The organism is Psychrobacillus sp. MER TA 171 (assembly GCF_023713305.1).
GTDB lineage: Bacteria > Bacillota > Bacilli > Bacillales_A > Planococcaceae > Psychrobacillus.
The window spans coordinates 404,738-425,756 of the sequence record NZ_JAMAWN010000001.1 but is presented as its reverse complement, the minus strand read 5'-3'; the positions used below and the strand labels follow the sequence as shown (position 1 = coordinate 425,756).

At 38.8% G+C, this 21,019-nt stretch carries 21 protein-coding genes; 4 read left to right on the top strand and 17 right to left on the bottom strand.

Features of this window, described 5'->3' with window-relative positions; genetic code table 11:
* The 8 genes from flgK to M3627_RS01850 form a co-directional block, all read right to left on the bottom strand.
* Entirely contained in the window at positions 1–1,611 is a 1,611-nt protein-coding gene (gene flgK, locus M3627_RS01885) for a flagellar hook-associated protein FlgK (RefSeq protein WP_251552775.1), read from the bottom strand.
* Positions 1,612–1,622: 11 nt separating this feature from the next.
* Positions 1,623–2,117, bottom strand: coding sequence for a flagellar protein FlgN (locus tag M3627_RS01880; protein ID WP_251552774.1), 495 nt, complete (start codon positions 2,115–2,117; stop codon positions 1,623–1,625).
* Positions 2,118–2,129: 12 nt separating this feature from the next.
* Positions 2,130–2,393 (bottom strand): flagellar biosynthesis anti-sigma factor FlgM, encoded by a 264-nt coding sequence (gene flgM / locus M3627_RS01875; RefSeq protein ID WP_251552773.1) that lies wholly within the window; start codon positions 2,391–2,393, stop codon positions 2,130–2,132.
* Between the two features lie 177 nt (positions 2,394–2,570).
* On the bottom strand, positions 2,571–2,978 hold the full coding sequence (locus tag M3627_RS01870) for a TIGR03826 family flagellar region protein (RefSeq protein ID WP_251552772.1): 408 nt from the start codon (positions 2,976–2,978) through the stop codon (positions 2,571–2,573).
* A gap of 46 nt (positions 2,979–3,024) precedes the next feature.
* Entirely contained in the window at positions 3,025–3,435 is a 411-nt protein-coding gene (locus tag M3627_RS01865) for a ComF family protein (RefSeq protein WP_251552771.1), read from the bottom strand.
* 194 nt (positions 3,436–3,629) lie between these two features.
* Positions 3,630–4,700: an ATP-dependent helicase ComFA gene (locus tag M3627_RS01860; protein ID WP_353056446.1), complete on the bottom strand. Its 1,071-nt coding sequence runs from the start codon at positions 4,698–4,700 to the stop codon at positions 3,630–3,632.
* A 266-nt stretch (positions 4,701–4,966) separates the two neighbouring features.
* Positions 4,967–5,818, bottom strand: a complete 852-nt coding sequence (locus M3627_RS01855; RefSeq protein ID WP_251552769.1) for a DegV family protein — start codon at positions 5,816–5,818, stop codon at positions 4,967–4,969.
* A 107-nt stretch (positions 5,819–5,925) separates the two neighbouring features.
* Positions 5,926–6,507, bottom strand: a complete 582-nt coding sequence (locus M3627_RS01850; RefSeq protein WP_251552768.1) for a nuclear transport factor 2 family protein — start codon at positions 6,505–6,507, stop codon at positions 5,926–5,928.
* Positions 6,508–6,641: 134 nt separating this feature from the next.
* On the opposite strand from M3627_RS01850, the gene M3627_RS01845 reads away from it, so the two are divergent.
* Positions 6,642–7,562, top strand: a complete 921-nt coding sequence (locus M3627_RS01845; protein WP_251552767.1) for an NERD domain-containing protein — start codon at positions 6,642–6,644, stop codon at positions 7,560–7,562.
* A gap of 27 nt (positions 7,563–7,589) precedes the next feature.
* Here M3627_RS01845 and M3627_RS01840 read toward each other — a convergent pair whose 3' ends face one another.
* The 3 genes from M3627_RS01840 to M3627_RS01830 all read right to left on the bottom strand — a co-directional run bounded on the left by M3627_RS01840 (position 7,590) and on the right by M3627_RS01830 (position 9,787).
* Positions 7,590–7,793 carry a hypothetical protein gene (locus tag M3627_RS01840; protein WP_251552766.1) on the bottom strand — a complete coding sequence of 68 codons (204 nt, stop codon included), beginning with the start codon at positions 7,791–7,793 and terminating at the stop codon, positions 7,590–7,592.
* A 136-nt stretch (positions 7,794–7,929) separates the two neighbouring features.
* Positions 7,930–8,604, bottom strand: a complete 675-nt coding sequence (locus M3627_RS01835; protein ID WP_251552765.1) for a response regulator — start codon at positions 8,602–8,604, stop codon at positions 7,930–7,932.
* Between the two features lie 37 nt (positions 8,605–8,641).
* On the bottom strand, positions 8,642–9,787 hold the full coding sequence (locus tag M3627_RS01830) for a sensor histidine kinase (protein WP_169358809.1): 1,146 nt from the start codon (positions 9,785–9,787) through the stop codon (positions 8,642–8,644).
* Positions 9,788–9,926: 139 nt separating this feature from the next.
* Here M3627_RS01830 and M3627_RS01825 point away from each other — a divergent pair, with 139 nt between their 5' ends.
* The 3 genes from M3627_RS01825 (at position 9,927) to M3627_RS01815 (ending at position 12,255) form a co-directional block, all read left to right on the top strand.
* Positions 9,927–10,562, top strand: coding sequence for a YigZ family protein (locus M3627_RS01825; protein WP_251552764.1), 636 nt, complete (start codon positions 9,927–9,929; stop codon positions 10,560–10,562).
* 32 nt (positions 10,563–10,594) lie between these two features.
* Positions 10,595–11,764, top strand: coding sequence for a CAP domain-containing protein (locus M3627_RS01820; RefSeq protein ID WP_251552763.1), 1,170 nt, complete (start codon positions 10,595–10,597; stop codon positions 11,762–11,764).
* Positions 11,765–11,850: 86 nt separating this feature from the next.
* Positions 11,851–12,255 (top strand): histidine kinase, encoded by a 405-nt coding sequence (locus M3627_RS01815; protein ID WP_251552762.1) that lies wholly within the window; start codon positions 11,851–11,853, stop codon positions 12,253–12,255.
* 424 nt (positions 12,256–12,679) lie between these two features.
* On the opposite strand, the gene M3627_RS01810 is transcribed toward M3627_RS01815, so the two are convergent.
* The 6 genes from M3627_RS01810 to galU all read right to left on the bottom strand — a co-directional run bounded on the left by M3627_RS01810 (position 12,680) and on the right by galU (position 20,983).
* Positions 12,680–14,218 carry a SpoIID/LytB domain-containing protein gene (locus M3627_RS01810; protein ID WP_251552761.1) on the bottom strand — a complete coding sequence of 513 codons (1,539 nt, stop codon included), beginning with the start codon at positions 14,216–14,218 and terminating at the stop codon, positions 12,680–12,682.
* Complete coding sequence (locus M3627_RS01805) at positions 14,219–14,926, bottom strand: SH3 domain-containing protein (RefSeq protein WP_251552760.1); 708 nt, start codon at positions 14,924–14,926, stop codon at positions 14,219–14,221. It abuts the gene before it with no gap.
* Between the two features lie 158 nt (positions 14,927–15,084).
* A complete protein-coding gene (locus M3627_RS01800) occupies positions 15,085–17,619 on the bottom strand; it encodes an N-acetylmuramoyl-L-alanine amidase (RefSeq protein ID WP_251552759.1) in 2,535 nt (844 codons plus the stop codon).
* 144 nt (positions 17,620–17,763) lie between these two features.
* Positions 17,764–18,807: an LCP family protein gene (locus M3627_RS01795; protein ID WP_251552758.1), complete on the bottom strand. Its 1,044-nt coding sequence runs from the start codon at positions 18,805–18,807 to the stop codon at positions 17,764–17,766.
* Positions 18,808–18,886: 79 nt separating this feature from the next.
* The gene (locus M3627_RS01790) at positions 18,887–20,107 is read right to left on the bottom strand and encodes a glycosyltransferase family 4 protein (RefSeq protein WP_251552756.1); all 1,221 of its coding nucleotides are present in this window, start codon (positions 20,105–20,107) and stop codon (positions 18,887–18,889) included.
* 12 nt (positions 20,108–20,119) lie between these two features.
* Positions 20,120–20,983, bottom strand: coding sequence for a UTP--glucose-1-phosphate uridylyltransferase GalU (gene galU, locus M3627_RS01785; RefSeq protein WP_169358801.1), 864 nt, complete (start codon positions 20,981–20,983; stop codon positions 20,120–20,122).
* Positions 20,984–21,019: the final 36 nt, after the last annotated feature.

Here is a 21,019-nt window from a genome sequence, read left to right as displayed (position 1 = left end):
TTATAATCCTACACGGCCCATGCCGTTGATAATTTTGTCTAATGTTTCGTCTACAACTGTAATCATACGTGCGGATGCATTGTATGCTTGTTGGAAAATAATCATGTTTGTCATTTCTTCATCAAGTGATACAGAACTAACGGATGCACGACGTTCTGTTACTGCTTGCTGAAGTGTTGCTGAATTGAACTCTAGACGTGCAGCTTGCTGACCGTCTACACCCAATTGTCCGATAAGACCTTCGAAGTAGGTTTGAGCACTGACTTTACCTAGATCATCAAGGCTAGCGAACTTCATGTTTGCTAAGGCTAAGGCTTGTTTCCCGTTTCCAGGTTCCCCTTCACCTATTGCAGAATTTGAGGCAGCCAATAAATTAGGGTCATCTATTAAATTTTTCGAAACATAAATATTTTCGGCTGTGATGTCTGTTCCATTTAAAATATCTTTTTGGACGAAAAAGTTACCACCTTGATCACCTGTTAAATCAGTTCCTTCTGCATGTAGCTTATTAAACTCCTTTGCGAATGCTTTTGCCATATCATTTAACTTTGTAATCATTTCAGGATATAGACCTTTTTCTGGTTTAGTCACATCCCCTGTAGCGTATCCATAAGAGTTGACCAACGACTTCAGTTTCCCAAGGTCACTGAAGTTAGTAATTGTTTGTTGTACCGGATTAACTGGTGTTGGATCTGTCCATTCATTTGCTAGATTAATATCATTCCCATTAGCATCCACTTTAACAATATAAAAGCCTTCTATGGTACCGGTTGGAGTAATTCCATCAGTTTCTTTATTCGGTCCAAAAGTACGCAGTTCAGCAGAATCTTTTCCATCAACCAATTTTAAGGAGGTACCGTCTTTTAATTTCAAAAAAACATTAACTGAACCTTCCGCTATCGCTAAGGCATTCCCACCTGATTTAGTATTACTAGTTTCAATAGGGAGATATGTGGACAACTCATCTAAAAGAGTGTCCCGAGCGTCATACAAATCATTAGGCATATAACCGTTTGGTTCAATAGCTTTGATTTGCTCATTTAGACTTGCTACTTGCTGCAAAATAGAGTTTACATCCTTTAGGGATATTCCTATTTCTTTACCAGCATTTTCTTTAATTTGTGTGATTGATTTGTGCATGTAATTAAAGGAGTCAGCTACTGCTATTCCTCGTTGAACTACCACTGCACGTGCTCCACCGTTTTCTGGATTTACGCTTAAATCTTGTAGGGATCTCCAGAACTCGTCCATTGATTTTGCTAAACCGTAATCCGAAGGTTCATTTAATACATCTTCCAATTGTGTAATGGCCGATGATCTCGATTCCCAGTAGCCTAATTTGTTTGCTTCTTGGCGATATTGCGTATCGATAAAGCCGTCTCTTATTCTTTGAACCGATTGCGCTTGAACACCTGTCCCAAGGTGACCAGGTATTTTTGGTGCATTTAAGCCTGTTCCTGGATAGCCTATAGTAGCTTCCATATTCACTCGTTGGCGAGAATAGCCGAGCGTGTTGGCGTTTGAGATATTATGTCCTGTTGTATATAAAGCGGATTGTTGTGTGTGTAGCCCGCGCTTGCTTGTTTCTAGTCCCATAAATGTAGAGCCCATTGGTCAGCCTCCTATGCTTGTGAGTCGAAGTATGTTTTGTCTTTTGAGGGACCTTTTACAACGTTCTTCGAGTAGTTTATTTGGTCTGGTTTTGGTCGTAGCATATCTAATGTTATGTTGACGAATTGCAGTGATTGGAATGTTAGCTTTTGGTTTAGGTCGTTTTGGTCTTTAAGTGTTCCTAATGTGAGAAGAAGCTGGTTGCGTGCAGCGCTTAGCTGCTCCTTTTCTTTCTCGGTGTTGGTGTTTTCTAAGACATGGGCTACAGTTGGGTTGTCGATCGGAGCAATTCCTTTTGCTCGAAGGTAATCCGTTACCCCTAATTGACGCTGTTGCTCTAGCTGAGAAATACCGGCTACGTGCGCCTGCTCGTCCTTGAGCAGTTGGTTAAGACTGTCCATGTCCCCCGTTTTGATGGCTTCTGTTTTTTTGTATGCAATTTCTAACAAACTTTTGTGAAGCATATTTAAGTTCATTAGAGAGTGCAGAATATTTTCGATGGACATGCTCGGTCTCCTTTAGATTTGATAATATTTTAAAATATTTGTCGCTAGCTGCTTCGCATCCACTTTGTAAGTGCCTGCTTCAATATCTGCTTTAAGAGCTGCAACGCGCTCTGCTTGATTCACCTCTATCGGTGATTTCGTCTGCATGCTTTTTGCTGCGGATGAGATTTCAAGTTGGTCAGCGGCTTGCTTGATCGTATTTTGAGTTTTCCCTACTTGCATTTGATTACGTTGGTATGGATTGATTTGATTAACACCATGGTTGGTGATTTTCATATACATTCCCCTTTCGTTCATAAAATTGTCTATTGTTTATTTCGGTTTATTTTCGCGAGTGTTTAGAGTTCTTTTGAAGGAAATGATTGGAATAGTAAATGTGCCTTATTATAAGACACTTAGATTTATTAACTGAGTAATTTGACCTAAACATAAAACTCCCACACAAGGTGAGAGTTATTTCTGGTCCTTATAATAGACTGCTTCTTGGTTATTTACTTTATCTCGGAATTCTTTTGCAGCATCAAACTGGCGTAAACCTGACTTTAGCTCCTCTGTGCATTTCCCACAGAGCTTCCCTACTTGAGTCAATTTACCACAGCTATCACATGGATACCCAAGATTCGGGAACATCGCTGGCTGTAGTCTCCCTTTACGAACCCATTTATGTAAAAGCGACTCCTCCACTCCGGTTGCTTCTACGATTCGTTCCACGGTAGCTGCACGATTTTCTCGTTTTCTTAAAAATCGATAGACGATTTCGTATTGCTTTTCTTCATTCATTGCACAAGGATTACATACTTCTCTTAACCCAGTATAGTTAAAAAACTCGCCACATGTCGGGCAATTCTTTAGCTCTCCCATGACCATACCTCCACTATTTCTGCTCGTTATGTATTATATCGGCAGATTAGCCTTTTATTAAAGTGATAGCCTCCACACTCGTTGCACCAGCATCTTTCAATAACTTGGCTGCCTGGTGGACCGTTGCACCAGTCGTGTATATATCATCGAATAAAATATAGTGTGTGGCTTCTACCTCGTGGATTAGTTCGAATAAAGTCTCAGCCTCCAAGCGTTCCTTCTTAGATTTTTTTCCTTGCTCACTGGAATTAACTTTCGTAAGGAGATTTTGGAATGGTATTTCTGCATGATTTAATAACTCCTCCACTTGAGAAAAGGTTCTGATTTTTAATTTCTCTGGGTGCATTGGAATCGGGACAACTACCCCCTGTAATGGCAGTGTTTTTAATTCACCCGCAAATACGTTCGCAAGTGCAACGTCCTGTAAAAACTTATACTGGTGAAGAAAGTCTTTCATCGCTTCATTGTACGTGTAAAGTGATTTGACTTGATCGAGGGCTCCCTCGTACTTCGTTCCAATAAAATCGGAGAAATCAAATACAGTATCGGCTTTTTCAAATTTTCGCTGGCATCGATCACAGCAAGCACTCTCCGTTTCATAGAGGAATAACCTTCTCCAAGTGGTAGGAACCGTAAACTTACTGCCACAAATTAAACAAATGATAGCTCATTCCACCTCTCAATCTCTTCTTTTGCCTCATCCATTGCGTGACTAATCCCGTGATGAAAGAAGACAATGTCCCCGTCAGGATAGGAGCTAGAACGCCCTACTCTTCCGCTTATTTGAATTAGTGCGCTAGCAGTGAAAATGGTCTGTTCTGCTCCCACTACCGCAACATGAACATTTTCTATCGTGATTCCTCTTTCTAGAATCGTCGTTGTTAATAGACCCGGCACTTTCTTTTCCCGAAGCTGCATGACCCGTTCCTTTCGCTCAGGATGCTCAGCATGTACGCGAGGTAGATCGCCAGGGAAATGATCGAGCATTTCTATTGTCGGTAGGAATACGAGAAATGGGATGTTGTTTTGTATTTTATCATCCATCCATTGCTGCAGTTTTTTTGGTACGATTCCTTTTTTTAATTGTCTCGTGTAGCCCCAAAGGCTGTCGAATCGCGGAACTGGTAAAGGATGACCATGATATCGTCTGGAAAGAATGGATTGATTGGTTGTTTGTAGGGAATCTGTGGGTGTGGCTGTCACATAATGTATAGTGGCTTCTGGCTTTGCTGCTTTAACAACGGCCTGCTGAAGCGTTTTGTCTGCGTAGTAAGGAAAGGCATCCGCTTCATCTACAAAAACTACGTCAAAGGCCCGCTCGAAGCGATATAGCTGATGAGTTGTTGCTAAAATTAATGTGGCAAAGCCTTCCTGGTCTGGTGCTCCTCCATAAAGGGCATGAATAATTGTTTTAGGGAATACCTTTTGAAATCGGGGGAACAGCTCTAAAATGACATCTGTTCTTGGCGCAGCAACACATACGCGTTTACCAGCCTGTAGAGAGGCATAGATCGATGGGAAGAGTAGCTCTGTTTTTCCTGCTCCGCATACCGCGTGCAATAGGTGAGATTGGTTGTTTTGGACACTGCGTAGAAGTTCCTCGCTCGCCTTTTGCTGGAGTGGTGTCAGCTGACCATTCCAATTAAAAATGTCTTTAGTTGTTCGGATTGCTGGCTCTTTTGCCCACGTCATTAGCTCAGAACAGCTACTAACTCGTCCCATGCGGATGCAATGGCGACAATAGGTACAGATTTGATTACAACGGGAACATGGAAATGAATAAAATAGGGATGGGTTTGTGTTGTGGCATCGATTGCAGATGTGCTTGTTTGATTGGAAAATTGAGTGGGATTGTACTGTTTCTATTCCTGGCTTGAGGTGAATATGACCGGCGCGGATATGGTCGTCAATGACCTCGCGCGGAAATGGTGTGTGTGCGCGAAGCCAAATTCGTCCAGTGAGAAATTGTTGTAATTGCTCGTTCATCATTACGACTCGATGTGGTACCAGCCTAGCCCCATGGATCCTTCTCCAAGGTGCGTACCGATAACCGGTCCAAAGTAGCTAATCGTAAATTCAACGTTTGGCATGATTGCCTCGAGAAGTATCTTCCATGCATTAGCCTCTTCTTCGTTGTTTGCATGAATGATAGTTGCCTTTATTTTATCGTATTTTTTAGCGTCTTCTTCTAGCATGTCTGCAATTCGCTTCATCGCTTTTTTGCGCGTACGAACTTTTTCAAAAGGAACGATGACTTTATTTTCAAAATGAAGGATTGGTTTCACTTGAAGAACTGAACCAATAACACGCTCAAAGCCATTTAGACGACCTCCGCGGTGAAGATGATCCAGGTTATCTACCATGAAATACGCACGCATGGATTGCTTCATTTTGTTCAGCTCTTGAAGAATTGCTTCAGGCGTTTCTCCTGCCTGTGCCATTTCGGCAGCACGTATTACGTAGAAGCCTTGTACCATACAGGAAATCTCTGTATCGAATGTGTGGACATCGATTCCTTCTACCATTCCACCCGCTTGTTCTGCTCCAGCTAATGTCCCGCTGATACCACTAGATAGATGAACCGAAATGATGGAGTCATAATCTTTCTCCAAATTTTCGAACGTGGTTACGAAGTTTCCTAGAGACGGTTGTGAGGTTTTTGGAAGTGCTTTTTCATTTCTGATTTTATCGTAAAATTCGGTTGTATTAATATCTATTTCTTCTCTATAAGTCTCGTTTCCAATTACGACACTAAGAGGAACCATTTGAATATTCAAGCTTGCTCGTATTTCTTCAGGGATATACGCTGTGCTATCCGTTACTACTACCGTTTTCGTCATATAAGAAATCACTCTCCTAACTCTAGTTTACTTAATCTGGATAGGAAAAGAAAGCATAAAAAGACCCCAACCATGATATTTATCATATACGTTGGGGAAGTAGTTCATTATTCAGATGTTTCGCCTATGAAATAGACACTTGTTACCAACCATTTGCCTTCTTCCTTCGCAAAAACAGTCACCTGGCGACCATTTCGATCAAGCTTTGCGCCTGACCCTGGCTCATGAAGGGCAATATGAAGATTAGAGTAAACCTGCGCTTCTTTATCATTATATTCGATAATCGTCACATCTTCGGCTGTACGCACCGTATCATAATTTTCGAAGGTTTCGATTACCATCTTTTTATCGTCCTCATAGTTGAAGCCCTCTGGTTTTTTAGAGATTACACTCAAATAACGGTCGATATCCTCTTCGTTAAATGCTTCTATATATTCGTTGAATGCATTTAATACTGCAGTTTTTTCCTTTTCAGGGACATTCGTTGCTTCTTCCACATTGCCGTCAGAAGACATTTCGAAGCCTACGTCTGATTTGTCCTTAACACCATGATCTAGTGCTGATTCTGACTGTGATGGAGCACCATCATTTACAGATCCCGCCTCTGAATTTACTTCTTCTTTATCGTTACATGCAGCAAGTACTAGTGTAAGTGCCGCAAGAGTAAGTCCTTGTATTATAAGTCTCATCTGTTTCCCTCCTGCTGTTGGTTATTTTGTCATAGTTAGGACGAAAACTCAACGAATAAGTTTCGATATTCAAAATAATGAAATTTTCAGACGTTTGAAGTAAGATATATGTAGAATGGAGGTGAATAAGTTTATTGTACCCAACACAGAAGATTTTATTAAAAAGATTGTCATTTGAGCATGAGCAATTTATGTTCGTCACCGAAGATATAAGACGAAGTGAAGCCGGTGAGCGCGGTGAAGATCGGTTACTTGGTAAGCTCGAGGAATTAAGATTAATCGGGAACTATCATGTATTTTCGAATGTTGGTTTACTGTTGGATGAATGGAAAATACAGATTGATTGCTTAATAGTGAGCGACCGCTGTTGTATGGTGATTGAATCCAAAAACATGAACGGCAATTTGTATTTTAAAGACGAAGAGTTTTATAAAGAAGTAGATGGAATTGAAACTCCCTTCCCCAATCCCTATTTTCAATTAACGCGTAATATCCGCTTCCTAAAAGAATTTCTACGAAATGTGTGTCCCACCATGAAAGTGACCGGCGCCATCATCATGACCGCCAAGTCCAGTCGCATCCGCGAAAAGCCCTCCAACTATCCAATTTTCAAACTAGAAAGCATGATCGAGAGAATCTATCAAATGCATAGCAACGGCTTGAGCGAGCCAATTAAACTGGGTAAGTTTAATGAGATTGTTTCTTTAATCGAGAGAAGTCTATCACCATATGTCATGCCTCCGTTATGCGAATATTATCGAATTGATCCGGGAGATTTGGTGCGTGGAGTCGAGTGTCCAAGGTGTGGGGTTTTGGGGATGCAGCGACAATACTCTACCTGGAAATGTGGGAAGTGTGGGAAGACTGATCGAGGGGCTCATAAGGCTGCAATTAGAGAATACTTTTTACTAGTGAAATCCAGAATGACCGTTAAAGATTTCCAACATTTTTGTTTAGTAAACTCTCCCTATACAGCATCGAGGTTATTAAATAGTTTTACAAATATAGAAGGCCATGAAAATGGTCGGAAAAGATATTTTGTTTGGAAAGAATAAGATGGGGAGCGAGCAATTATTAGGGCATCACCTAGGTTTTGTGTTTGTGCAAGGTTTGTACTTGTCTCTGCAAGGTTTGGCGTCATCTCTGCAAGGTTCCCACTCATCTCCGCAAGGTTCTAACCCGTCTTCGCAAGGTTTTTTCGTTTGTGCAAGGTTTGTGCTCGTCTCTGCAAGGTTTGACTCCATCTCTGCAAGGTTCTCACTCATCTCCGCAAGGTTCTCACTCATCTCTGCAAGGTTGTCTCCCGTTTCCGCAAGGTTCTTACCTGTGCCCTATAAATTCTGTTTCCCCAAAACCAAAAACCCCTCCAAAAAATAACTGGAGGGGCATACATATTACACACTATATTAATCTATTATAGTATTATCGAACTTCAACCCAACCGTTTTTAATGCCGGTTACTACGGCTTGGGTACGGTCGTTTACGTTCATTTTTTGAAGAATGCTGGATACATGGTTTTTAACTGTTTTTTCGGAGATGAATAGTGTTTCTCCAATTGTACGGTTGCTTTGTCCGTCAGTTAGTAATTGTAGTACTTCGCATTCGCGCTTCGTTAATAAGTGGAATGGGCGACGGATTTCCGTTTGGTGGAAGTTTCCTTTGTTTTCGCGTTCACTTAGACGACGGAATTCTGATACTAGATTACGAGTTACTTTTGGATGTAAGTAAGAGCCGCCTTTAGCTACTACTTTAATCGCTGAAACGATTGCCACAGCATCCATTTCTTTTAACATATAGCCTAATGCACCAGTTTTCAATGCGTGAGATACGTAAGATTCATCATCATGGATAGAAAGCATGATTACTTTTGCTTCAGGGAATTTTTCGATTAGTTCTTCTGTAGCGTCTACGCCGTTTTTGGTTGGCATGTTGATGTCCATTAACACTACGTCTGGTAAGTTTTGCTCATATAAGCGTAGAACGTCGTTGCCGTCGCTACCTTCTGCTACTACTTCAAATGAATCTTCAAAGTCTAGTATTCTCTTTACTCCCTCACGGAAAAGTTGGTGATCATCTATAATGATAATTTTTGTCATTGGTCATTTCCTCCTATTAAAAAAACAGCTATAGTTTCTATTCCTCATTTATTGGAATACTAAACAAAATAGTAGTTCCATTTCCTGGGGTCGATAAAATTTTCATCGAACCCTCTAGTAAATCGACTCTCTCTTGCATACCGATCAAGCCGAATGATTTTTCTTTTACCACTTTTGGATCAAAACCGATTCCATTATCCTTTACGATAATGTTCATCTTATGTTTCACCCATTCTACCTTCACCCATGCTTCGGAAAACTGACCGTGTTTTAGTCCGTTCGTCAGACATTCTTGGATTAAACGGAAAATGGCTACTTCAAATTTAGGCTGAATTCGTATTTCTTCTCCATATGTTTGAAAATGTATTTTCTTTGTGGGATTGTATTCTCCCGTAGTGGCAATGTATTTTCGGAGCGTCGGGATTAAACCTAGGTCATCTAGGGCCATTGGGCGTAAGTCATAAATAATGCGACGTACCTCCGAAAGTGCTTCGCGCACAGTGCTCTTCAATTCGATAATTTCCTTCATGGCCTCTTCTCCACCACGCTGCTGATACGTAAGATTGATTAAATCAGTTCTTAGTAACACGTTTGCTAGCATTTGGGCAGGACCATCATGGATTTCTCGTGAAAGGCGTTTTCTTTCTTCTTCTTGTGCTTCAATAATTTTCAGTGTAAAATCCTGTTTAATTTTTGCGTTTTCAAGTGCTTCTCCCACTTCCTTTAAATCTGAAGTAAGATAGTTGATGACAATGTTGACTTGATTGACAAGCTGGTCTGCACGTTCTATCATTTCTAATAGTCCTTGCAACCTTCTTTCTAGTTCATCTCTACGCTGTCTCAGTTGTTTTTCTTCATTACGTTTGATTAAAAGATTAATTTGAAGCTCATTTGCATTTTCGTAAGCGCTACGTACTTGCGGTTCATCGTATGAGTTAAAATTCTTCGAAACCTCTGCTAATCTATTACGAGCAAGTCTCGACTTTGCCTCAAGCGAGTCTCCTTCCAGAATGACAGCCTCAATGCTTCCGCGAATTATTTCTAACTCAACTTTCATTTCCTCGAAGCTTTGACGACTTTGTTCGCTTATAATAAATATATCCTTTTTCGAATGATCCATTACTTCGACCATTCGATCGAAAATAACATCTAACGATTGCAATTCAAGATTCTTGTTCGTCATCTGTTTTTTCTCCTTTAGACATTTAACATGAGTCTTCATTCATTTTTACTGACAAATTCTATTATAGCACTAATTAACTAAAATTAAATTAAAATTAGTTTACAAGTATGTTTCAAAGCATTTAGGAGGGAAATTTATTATGAGAAACAATTATCAAACAATTAAGGGATACGCACAAAGTGAAATTATTATTCAAAAGTCCCGATTTATAACTTATATACAACGAGCTGAGACAGAAGAAGAAGCACAAGATTTTATTAATAGTATCAAACAAAAGCATAAAGATGCTAATCATAACTGTTCTGCATACATAATTGGCGAGCATGATCACATTCAAAAAGCGAATGATGATGGCGAACCAAGTGGTACTGCTGGGGTTCCGATGCTTGAAGTCCTTAAGAAAAGAGCACTTAAAGATACTGTCGTAGTAGTTACACGGTACTTTGGAGGCATTAAGCTTGGGGGTGGCGGGCTAATTCGGGCATATAGTAAAGCGACTACGGAAGGCATCGAGGCAGCGGGAGAAGTAGAATGTCAGCTCCATCATTTAATGAAAATTTCTATAGATTATACATGGCTAGGAAAAGTTGAAAATGAAATTAGAAACTCAGCCTATCCTCTAAAGGATATTGCTTACGCAGATTTAGTGGAAATATATGTATACACCAAAGCCGAAGATGAGTTAAAATTTTTAGAGTGGGTAACAGAAATAACAAACGGCCAAGCAAAAATCGACATTGTCGAAAAAGTATTTTTGGAGTTTGATGTCGTTTGATTTATAATTAGGTAGAGGAGTGATGGAAAAAGATGAAAAAATTTTCAATTTTACTCGTGTTACTATTCGGCTTAAGTATTGCTCCTGCAATTACTTTTGCAGCTGATTGTCCAGATAAAGTCACTTGGGATGGCGTTGAGCTGAAAAAAGGACAGATTGGTAGAGTGCTTATCCAACAGCCGACAACGATTTATAAAAACAATAATGGCAACTTTGAACCATTCCGAACAGTAAAGCCTGGAGATAATTATCGAGTCTATGCTAACAAGTCAACATATTATCACCTTGGTGGCGGATTAGTGATTAAGGACGATGCATCGATTATTTATCAAACACCATCTAAATCTAAACTTAGTCAATTAAATTGCACACCTGCTCCGACCACTTCTTTTATGATTGGCGATTCCATTTCAACAGTCACTAATAAGCTCGGTGCTGCGAAGAAAACTGTCGCTAACGAATTTGGAGCAATTACTGGGATATACCATAACAATTACGACAAATTTTATGCGATCAGTACACTTAGCAATAAAATATCTTCTTTATATACAAAGGATAAAAGCTTTCAAGTTAACGGAATTTCCGTTTCCAATACAATCAGTCAGCTCGAGAATAAATTTGGTAAAAGCTATGAAACAAGTGGAAATACGTACCCAGTAGAGATTATTACTTACTCTACACCAAAATATGAAGCAAACTTCTTCATAGACGTCCATAACGACAATAAAATCTCAGCTATTTACTTAGTAGACTACCAACTAATAAACAATAATCCAAATTTATATCCCAAAAAGTCTACAACACTAGAAACAGGCTACGAGAATCTTTTATTTGATTTAATCAATGCAGAAAGAAAAGCTCATGGCGTTCAAGTTTTACAATCGGCTCCAAAGGCAGCAGATGTAGCGCGCAAGCATAGTGCGGATATGGGCAAGAACGATTATTTTAATCATAATAATCTTAAAGGTGAGTCACCTTTTGACCGTTTAGAAAAAGGCGGCGTACAATTTAGAAATGCCGGAGAAAATATTGCGATGGGATACACGGATCCATATTTTGCTCATGAAGCATTAATGAATTCACTAGGTCATCGAAAAAATGTAATAAACACTGCCTACACCCATGTAGGAGTGGGTGTCTACTTTGTGAAATGGACACATGGCTCCATTCCTTATTACACTCAAAATTTTATAAAGCCTTAATAGCTAGTAGAGTGTAGACAAAGTCTCGTATTTTGGCTTTGTCTACACTCTTTTTAAATGACATCACGAATAACGAGGGAAATTATATGAAAAAAAATTTAGGAACCGCATTTGGTATATTAATAGTAATAGTTGGTGTTCTTGGCACACTTATTGTCTCTATGGCAGCAGAAATTGGAGTCCTATTGCTAGTTGGCATTCAATATGATCATTGGTCGAATCTAATTTGGTTGATTATCATATATGGAGTTATTGAGTTCGTCATAATTATGTTTGTGGATGCTTTGATTGAAGGTAAATCTGAAAATCATCAGAAGTTCCATAAATTTTTTAGTTATACGATTGTATCATTTATACTCATTATGGCCGTTTCGTTTTTCCTAGATTCCATCTACTTGCCCGTAACGGGAGCTGTAATTTTCGCTATTGCTACAGCTGCAATATATTTATTGTTTAGCTTGTGGGATAAAAAGGATGTAAGCGAAGACTAGTAGAACTCTTATCATATTTCTTGTCCGAAACAGTAGGATAATTTATAGAATCACAAATTAGAAATAGCCGATTTTCGCTTTAGGCGGACGCTTTCCACGGGGTGAGCGATAAGCCATCACCCATCGCTAACGCGCGTGGTTGTGATGTCTTATCTGTCTCACTCATCCCGTTGGAGTCGCCGCCTGCCGCTACAATCGAAGAATAAGTAAATTCTTAAAGATAATAATACTTTTATGTTAGAGATTACAAAATCTAAAGTTGTCATATCAGGGGTAAACTCTATATAATATGGCAAATTAGCATAGTATTGTCCCCCACATTGAAGTTTAATCAACCCCTAAGCGTTGCATAGTCTCATTCTTATTCATTTTGAAATAAAAAAGCAAGAACGTTGATTCCTCTACGTTCTTGCTTTTTTCGTTTTTAATATTTTTCAATCGTTACGCCCTGATAGTAATGCTTGAGTATGCGATCGTATGTCCAGCCAGCCTCTGCTCGTGCTTTGGCACCATATTGACTCATACCGATACGATGTCCGTAGCCTTTCCCGTTGACTGTCACCGATTGAATGCCCGTTTGTACAGTATCTGTGTTCACAGTACCGCTGCTAGTTTGGATGCTTACTGATCCTTCTGGAATCGTTACAATACCGTTAGCTGTTTGAACCGAAACACCAGTTAGTGAATCCACAGGAACTGTACCATTAGCCTGTTGAACAGTAATATCATTTACTCCCCCACCAGTTGGTTTTGTAAATGCAACGTCAAACCAGCTTGACTTCAAGGATTTGTTGCTTGCATCTAAGAAAACATTACGCATTACTGTTTCATTTCCTGTAATAGTTTTCTCTCCTGCCGAGGTTACAGCTGTTACGGCTGTTACTTCACCATTTGCTCCACCTTTTGTCAGCTTAATATCCAATAGCTGATCAGTCGGTCTAAAACCAAACTTCGTCAAAATATTAGATACTGGAATTTGTACAGACCAGTTTTTGTAAGGAGATTGTTCAATCGAATCATCGACTGATACAAATTGTGGTACCTGTGTAGAATTCCAGACATCACCAATATTCGCTGTTCTTCCACCACTAGTAGAATAATAGTAAGCCTGTACAAGTTTACCTTTATATTTAACTACTAAATCACTCGTAGCATCTACTGCTGCATTTGAGTTTTTGTGCTCGGATGAATAGCCTTTATACATTTGATCCTTCGTCGTGCTACTTAAGATACCAGCTTTGCTTAGCGTGTAGCTACGAGCTGCTACCGTTTGAGCTTTTAGCGCTTCTAAATGCCACGAGGCAGGAGACTCATTTGGAATAACTCCCTTTAAGTAGTTTTCTAAATCCAGTCTATTCACAATTTGTACATTGGATCCGGATTTCACTACATTGAAGCTTCCTCTATATTGCGTGCCGTTTGGTGTCTTACCAAGTGGCTGAGAGACAACAGATGATAAAGTTGCATCTTTAGCAGGGACCCAAGAGGATACCCCTTGTTCGTCCGTAATGGAGTACCAAAGCTCTCCATTCCCATTAGTAAACTCCGTTACATATTTTGCCCCTTGGAACGGTTGATAGGATTTTACAACCGCATAATCAGCCGTTGCACCCTTTCTGCCTTCAACAGGAGCTCTAAAAACAACTATTTTTTCATTTCCTGTCACAGCATGTAAGGCATAGCCTTGGGAGGAGTACATAGTTGCCCCCATTTGATAAATGGAAACCTCTCCATTGACTTGGGAAAATGTTATAGGTGTATTGGGCATTGCAAAGAACATTTCTTTAGTTGTAAGATTTTCTAACTTATATACACCATTTAAAGTCAAAGAAGTTGTAAAGGTATTGTGTACCTCGACCTGGATTTGCTTCGAATAGGTCTCTTGCTTGTATGCAAGTGCTGTATTAGCTGACGCAAAGCTCAAAGAAACAGCCGCTAATACTGCTACAAATTTTTTATTCAATTATCTCACCTCAGTTAACGTACTTAGTACCCAACCTTTGTTTCCTTTTGGGGATTGAACATTGTACCACGTTTCACCTTTTGCATTTTTAAAAGAACTTATGTATTTTAAAGAAGTTCCTTTTACTACTAGTTCGATAGAAGCATAGCTAGTTGTAGCGCCTTTACGAATGTTTACTGCTTCTTTTGCAATGACAGCGCTTGGTGTTACATTACTTGGCTTTGTTGTTGTAACGTCTCCAGAATGTACCCACCCTTTTACAGTTGAAGATACTTCTACTCGGTACCAAAGATTTGCGCCTGTACCATGCTGATCAATTACATTTAATGATTTGTTAGCTGTAAATGTTGCAAGCACCTTGTAGTTACGTGTAGCTCCGCTATGAACCTTCACGCTGCCAGTATTTGTATATACAACTGAAGGTAATGTCCCAGGTGTAGGTGTGTCAGGCGTTGATGGAATTGGCGGAATTACTGTGCCACCCTCTGAAACTGCTTTTTGCAGTTGCTTAATCATAGCGTCCTGTTCAGCAACCTTCTTTTCTAAAGTTGTTACTTTTGAATTTAACGGATTCAATTGAGATTGCACCCAATCAACCGAAGCTAATAGTAGATTAGAATTTGCCTTTGTAGAGGCTGGTGTATTAATTGCAATTAGAAAGCTTAAGCCTAATACAACACCAATCGTTGTTAGTATTTTCTTTTTCATTTTTTTCTTCCTTCCTATCTTTTATTGTTTTATCGCTAGAAATGACTAATGACTAATGACCCAATATTTCGACAAAGAATTTATCCAAAAAAATGGCCGATATGTCCTAGGAATCACTCCTAGGATATTTATCGGCATAATTCCCTATTACTTAACAATTATTGATTAAAGAAGTCTTGTAATCCTTTACGAATACCTACTGCTGCTTTTTTACGGAAAGCATCGGAAGCTAATAATGCCTCTTCAGAAGGGTTAGAGATAAAAGCTAGCTCCACTAACACGGAAGGAATCTCATTCATTCGGTTAACATAGAATGTTTGCTGCTTCACGCCTCGATTATATGTTCCAACTTCTTTCACTAGATTTGCTTGGACGCTCTTCGCTAGTGTAAAACTCTTTGGACCGTTAAAGTTAACTGACGTATTGTAATAAGTAGTAGTTCCTTTAGATGTAGATGAGAATGAATCCGAATGGATACTGATAAATGCATCATAATCTGAAGCATTAGCAATATCAGTTCTTTCTTTTAGCTCTAAAAATACATCCGTACTACGTGTTAAAGTTACTATTGCTCCAGCAGCCTCTAGCTCTGCCTTCAAGAATTTAGCTGTACCAAGGTTAACATCCTTCTCGCGAGTACCTTTAGGACCCACTGCTCCCGGGTCTTTCGCTCCGTGACCAGCATCAATAATTATTTTCTTCCCAGCTAAGCCCTTTGCAACTACCTTAATCGTTAACTCTTTATCGTAATCTCTTATTGTATAAGTATAGTTAGGATCAAAGGTAACAGTTAATACAGAGGTACCGCCAGATACTTGATCTACCTTCATACTTTTTACTCCCTTTAATCCGGAAGCAATTGTATTAATACTAGATAGATTACCGTTAATTTTTAATACATTTGCAGATGGCATTGTATAAGTTATCTTAAAATTAGTAGGTTTAGTCCATACTAAATAATTTTGTCCGTTACGTACTTCAGTTCTTCCATTAATAAGGGATACTGGTGATGCATCGGATACTAAAGATGCTTGAATCCAACCACGTTTACCACTTTGTGTTTCAACGTTCAACCAGCTATTTAAAGAACGTAAAATTCTTAAAGGCGAGCTTGCTGTGACAGACTCTACCTTTTTAGACGTTGCACTTGCACTGCTGAATACAGTAGACGCTTTTGTTGCGTATTTTGTAGGAATATTATCACTTACCTCAAAGTCAGGAATCCAACCCTCTACTGCTCCTGCTTTAATATGTAACCAATTAGTCCCATCTGTACCGTTCACTTTATTTAGCACAGTAAAAGCTGTATTTATAGGGAGCCCCTTTAATACGGCGGAATTGAACTTACTGTCTGCATAAACTAAAGCATTAAATCGTTTAATAGTTCCAGTTTCTCCATTGCCAGGAGTGACTACTGGGGGCTCTATCGTGCTATCTACAACGTTTACTACAGATTCATGAAGCCAAGCTTCCCCACTAGTTGTGCCAACCTTGTACCACTTTTCATTGTTTGTATCTAATGCATAATGGGTAGAGATAAAAGAGTCGTTTAATCTAGATTGAGTAACAACGTCATAAGACATATTAGGGCCTGAACGCATATTCGCTACAGAAACAGAAACTACTAGATTCGTATTTTGTTCTATAACTTGTCCATTGCCCGGTGTTTCAGTTGGTGGTGCTTCTGGTGAAGTAGAAACACTATCGAATGCTGCCCCAGATATCCAGCCTTTTTTGCCCGTTGCATAAGTTACTTGATACCATTTTTCTTTTGCAGCATTTGTAAATTCCTGATGGACTGCTAGCTTTGTTCCTACGTTAATAGTTGCCACAACTTTATAACTTTTAGTTGCCCCTGAATGTACAGTAGAAGCTTTCACAACTGTCTTAGAGTCACTTGTTGCTTCTTCAAAAGCAGTAGCTTGGATCCACCCTTTTTTCCCTGTTGCATAAGTTACTTGCATCCATTTTTCTTTGGCGGCATTTGTAAACTCTTGATGAACAGTTAATGTAGTGCCTGCTTTGACAGTAGCAACTGTGGCATAGCTTTTAGTTGCCCCTTTATGGACTGTCGATTGATTTACTACCTTCATAGAGGTACCAGTTTCTCCGTTAGTGGCACTAAGTAAAAATAATTCCGAAAGAACCCAGCCCTTTTTCCCTTGATATTCTACGTTAAACCAAACCTCTTTTTGAGCATTTGTAAAGCTGCCCAAAATTTTCAAAGAAGTACCAGTTGGAATAGTAGATAATAGTTTATAGGAAGTAGTGGCTCCACTTCTCATATTAGCTGCGGATTTCCCTATTTTTTGTGAAGAACCGACATAAGAATTTCCATTAACAGTCGAATTCCCCCCTACTGCACTTGAAACCTCTTTTACATAATCACTAATAACCCAACCGGTCATAGAATCGGCTTTCACTTTATACCATAATTCACCGCTAGCATTTGTAAAGCGGTCAATTATAGTAACTAGCTGTCCATTTTGGACTTTTCCAATGCTATTGTAGCTAGTTGTAGCACCTTTTCTTATATTGACGTTGTTGTTTGTAATTAAAGCTTTCGTAGATTGTTGAGTAGACGCAATTGCTGTGTTCGAGGCAGCATACGTATGAACTGTATCACTTGTCAGAAGATTAATGGGCAAAAGGACAGAAGTTGCTAAAACAGATGATGCGATTACTTTTTTCATTTTTTCCTCCCTGAAAACGTGTATTTTCTACATTTTAATCCAGAAAATGATAGAAAACAATCCAACAAATGTATTAATAGATGTGAAATTTCCTCTGGGAATAGAAAAAAGAGTAAAATGAGGAGTCCATATGGACTCCTCATTTTACTCTCCAATTGTTAAATCAGTTACTTTAGTTGATTTTTTGGAATCAGTTTGGGCATTATTACCGAAATCTTTTAAGTTTAGTTTTAGTTGCTCACTAAGTTCCTCTAAACCTTCTTCATCTGGAATGAAATAATAGACGCCTCTACGTGTATCATCTACCCCTTTAAGCTGAAGCTGCTCGATTGGTGAAGACTTAATCTTTTGGTATGTCTTAATTAGACCAAGATATTCGGAAGAAGGAATATTCGTTTTCACGTTATTTCCTATATCTTCAATCATATCATCTATTTTAGTAATGTTTGATATGCTCGTGCCTTTATCAATTATTTCTTTAATTACTTGCTTTTGTCTATTATTACGACCAATGTCACCTTGCGGATCACTTTTTCTCATACGTACATAAGCAAGAGCTTCGTTACCGTTAAGTTCCATAGGACCTTCTGTGTATGTTTTCCACTTTAAGCTACCTGTTAACTGTGCTTTAAATGTAAACGGTACCTCTACATCGATTCCGCCTACCGTATCAACGATATCTTCAAAGCCTTGGAAGTCTGTGGAAACATAGTAATCTATCGGAATATCTAACATTTCTTCAATTGTATTGATCGTATAGTTAATACCACCATTCGCGTAGGAATGGTTAATCTTATCGTTATACCCTAGGTCAGGAATATAAACTCTTGTATCACGTGGAATACTTACCATGGATATCTTATTTGTCTTAGGATTTACTGTTGCAACTAAAAGCACATCTGAACGGCCGTATTTAGCTTTTTCTTCATTCTCAATACCGGCCAATAAAATAGTAAACGCTGAATCTTCTGCCTTCGCATTGTCGAACTTCTCTATTGCCTCGTTTTGTTCTTCCTTTTCACGATCTAGTGGCTCATAGATTTTGTTAACAGCGTTCTTTGTCTGAAACGACAAATTAGTAGCAAATACGATAACTCCAGACAATAACACCATCGCAACGATCAGTACAGTATATAAAATTTTTCTTCTCGTCTTGTTTTTTCTCTTGTTTTGACGTGAAGTAGTCATAATAATTCCCTACTTTACTTTTAAATTTTATCTTACCAATTATACATAATTTAACGGATGGTGTATATCGTAAAGAATATTACTTTTGAGTAATATTTTGTAACAAGTCATTTACAATTGTAGTCCAGCTATATTCGTCTTCTGCTAATCGTCTACCGTTTTCTTCCATAGCTTTTCTATCATTTACCTTCATTTCTACAAATTCAAACATTTTTTCAGACATTGAGTCAACATTTTCTGGTTGAGCTACTAATCCTATATTATTTTCAGTAATGATTTTTGCACTTTCCCCTTTACCACAATATAGCACTGGTACTCCAGATGCTGCTGCAGGGAAAATTTTCGATGGACGTGCGCCCTCAAATAATTGTATGTCACGAAGTGGAACTATACTTACATCTGTTACTGAAAATAGTTTTGGCATTTCCTTCAAAGGAAGATGTCCTAAAAATGTAGTGTTTTGTAAACCAAGCTCCTCTTTTAGCTTATGAAGCTTTTCTTCTTCTGGTCCTGCTCCTGCAATAAGAAAGTGAGCATGTGGAACAGTTTCCTGCATTTTTTTCGCTGCATACAAAATAAACTCAAGCCCTTGAGCGTATCCAAGGTTTCCTCCGTAGGCAAAAACAAACTTACCCTGTAGGCCAAACTTTTCTACATACTCTTCATTCTTTTCCTGAGGATAGAAAAATTTTGTATTAACCCCATTAGGTAATACAAATACTTTTTCCTCTGGCTGAGAGTGGTTAATGATGTACGATTTAATACCATCCGTGGCAGTTGCGATTTTCCAGGAATGCTTATAAAGAAAGGATTCAAGAATTTCTGCAAGCTTAATAAACATTTTATTTTTTACAAGCCCAAGCTTAACAGCCGACTCTGGCCAAACATCCGCTACGTTGAAAACGAACTTGGCTCCTTTTAGTTTTGCCCCAATTAACCCAGTCAATCCTAGAAAGATCGGAGGAGAATTGACAATAATAACGTCCACTTTACCTGTTTTCATTAACCCAAAGAACGAACTAAAGGTAAATGAAAAATAGGAAATAAGGCGTTTCCAAAACGAGCCCTTTTTAGATGGATAAATCCAAGTTCGGTGAACCGGGATGTCATCCCACTTTTCAAATTCATATTTTTTCCCTTTGTATTCATCTGGAATAATTCCATGTGGATGATGAGGAAACGCGGTTACTACCTGAATATCATGTCCTTGAGCAAGTAATTCCTTACTTACTTCATACACACGAATTTGAGGTGCACCTGTTTCTGGTGGAAAATGTTGACATAAATATACAATACGCATCGCAATCACCGTTTAATCTTTCAATTTATTCTTCAAGTAAGCAAGTAATGGTTCTTTTAAATCGTCACGCTTTAATGCAAAGTCAAATGTTGCTTGCAAAAATCCAAACTTGTCTCCAACATCGTAACGCTTGCCTTCGAACATATAAGAATAGATGGATTCTTTTTTCAGTAAGGCATCAATAGCATCTGTAAGCTGAATTTCACCTTTTGCATCCGGCTGTACTTTTTCAAGTTCTTCAAATATGCCAGGAGTTAAGATATAGCGACCAACTATAGCCTGATTGGAAGGAGCATCTTCAACAGCAGGCTTCTCTACTAGTCGTTTAACTGAGTATAAGTTGTTTTCCGCTGCACTATAATCGACAATTCCATATTTGTTTACATCTTCACTTGGAACTTCATTTACGCCTAAAATACTGCTATGTACTTCCTCATACTTGGCAATCATTTGTTGAAGCGCTGGAACTTCTGAGTCGATGATGTCATCTGGAAGCAATACTGCGAATGGCTCGTTACCAATAAACTTTTTAGTACAAAGAATCGCATGTCCTAGTCCAAGTGGCTCTTTTTGTCTCATGTAATGAATATCCACTAAGTTAGAGATGTTTTCTACTTGTTCTAATAACTCAAGCTTGCCTGTATTTTTAAGCAATAGCTCCAACTCAATAGATTTATCAAAATGGTCTTCCATAGATTTTTTGTTTCGTCCAGTGACGATAATTATATCCTCAATACCAGAAGCAATAGCCTCTTCGATTATATATTGTAAATTTGGTTTGTCTACAATAGGAAGCATTTCTTTTGGCAATGCTTTTGTAGCTGGTAAAAACCGTGTACCAAAGCCCGCTGCAGGAATGACTGCTTTCTTAATCATATAATTCACCTTTTCTTCTATTAGAGGCAATTTAAA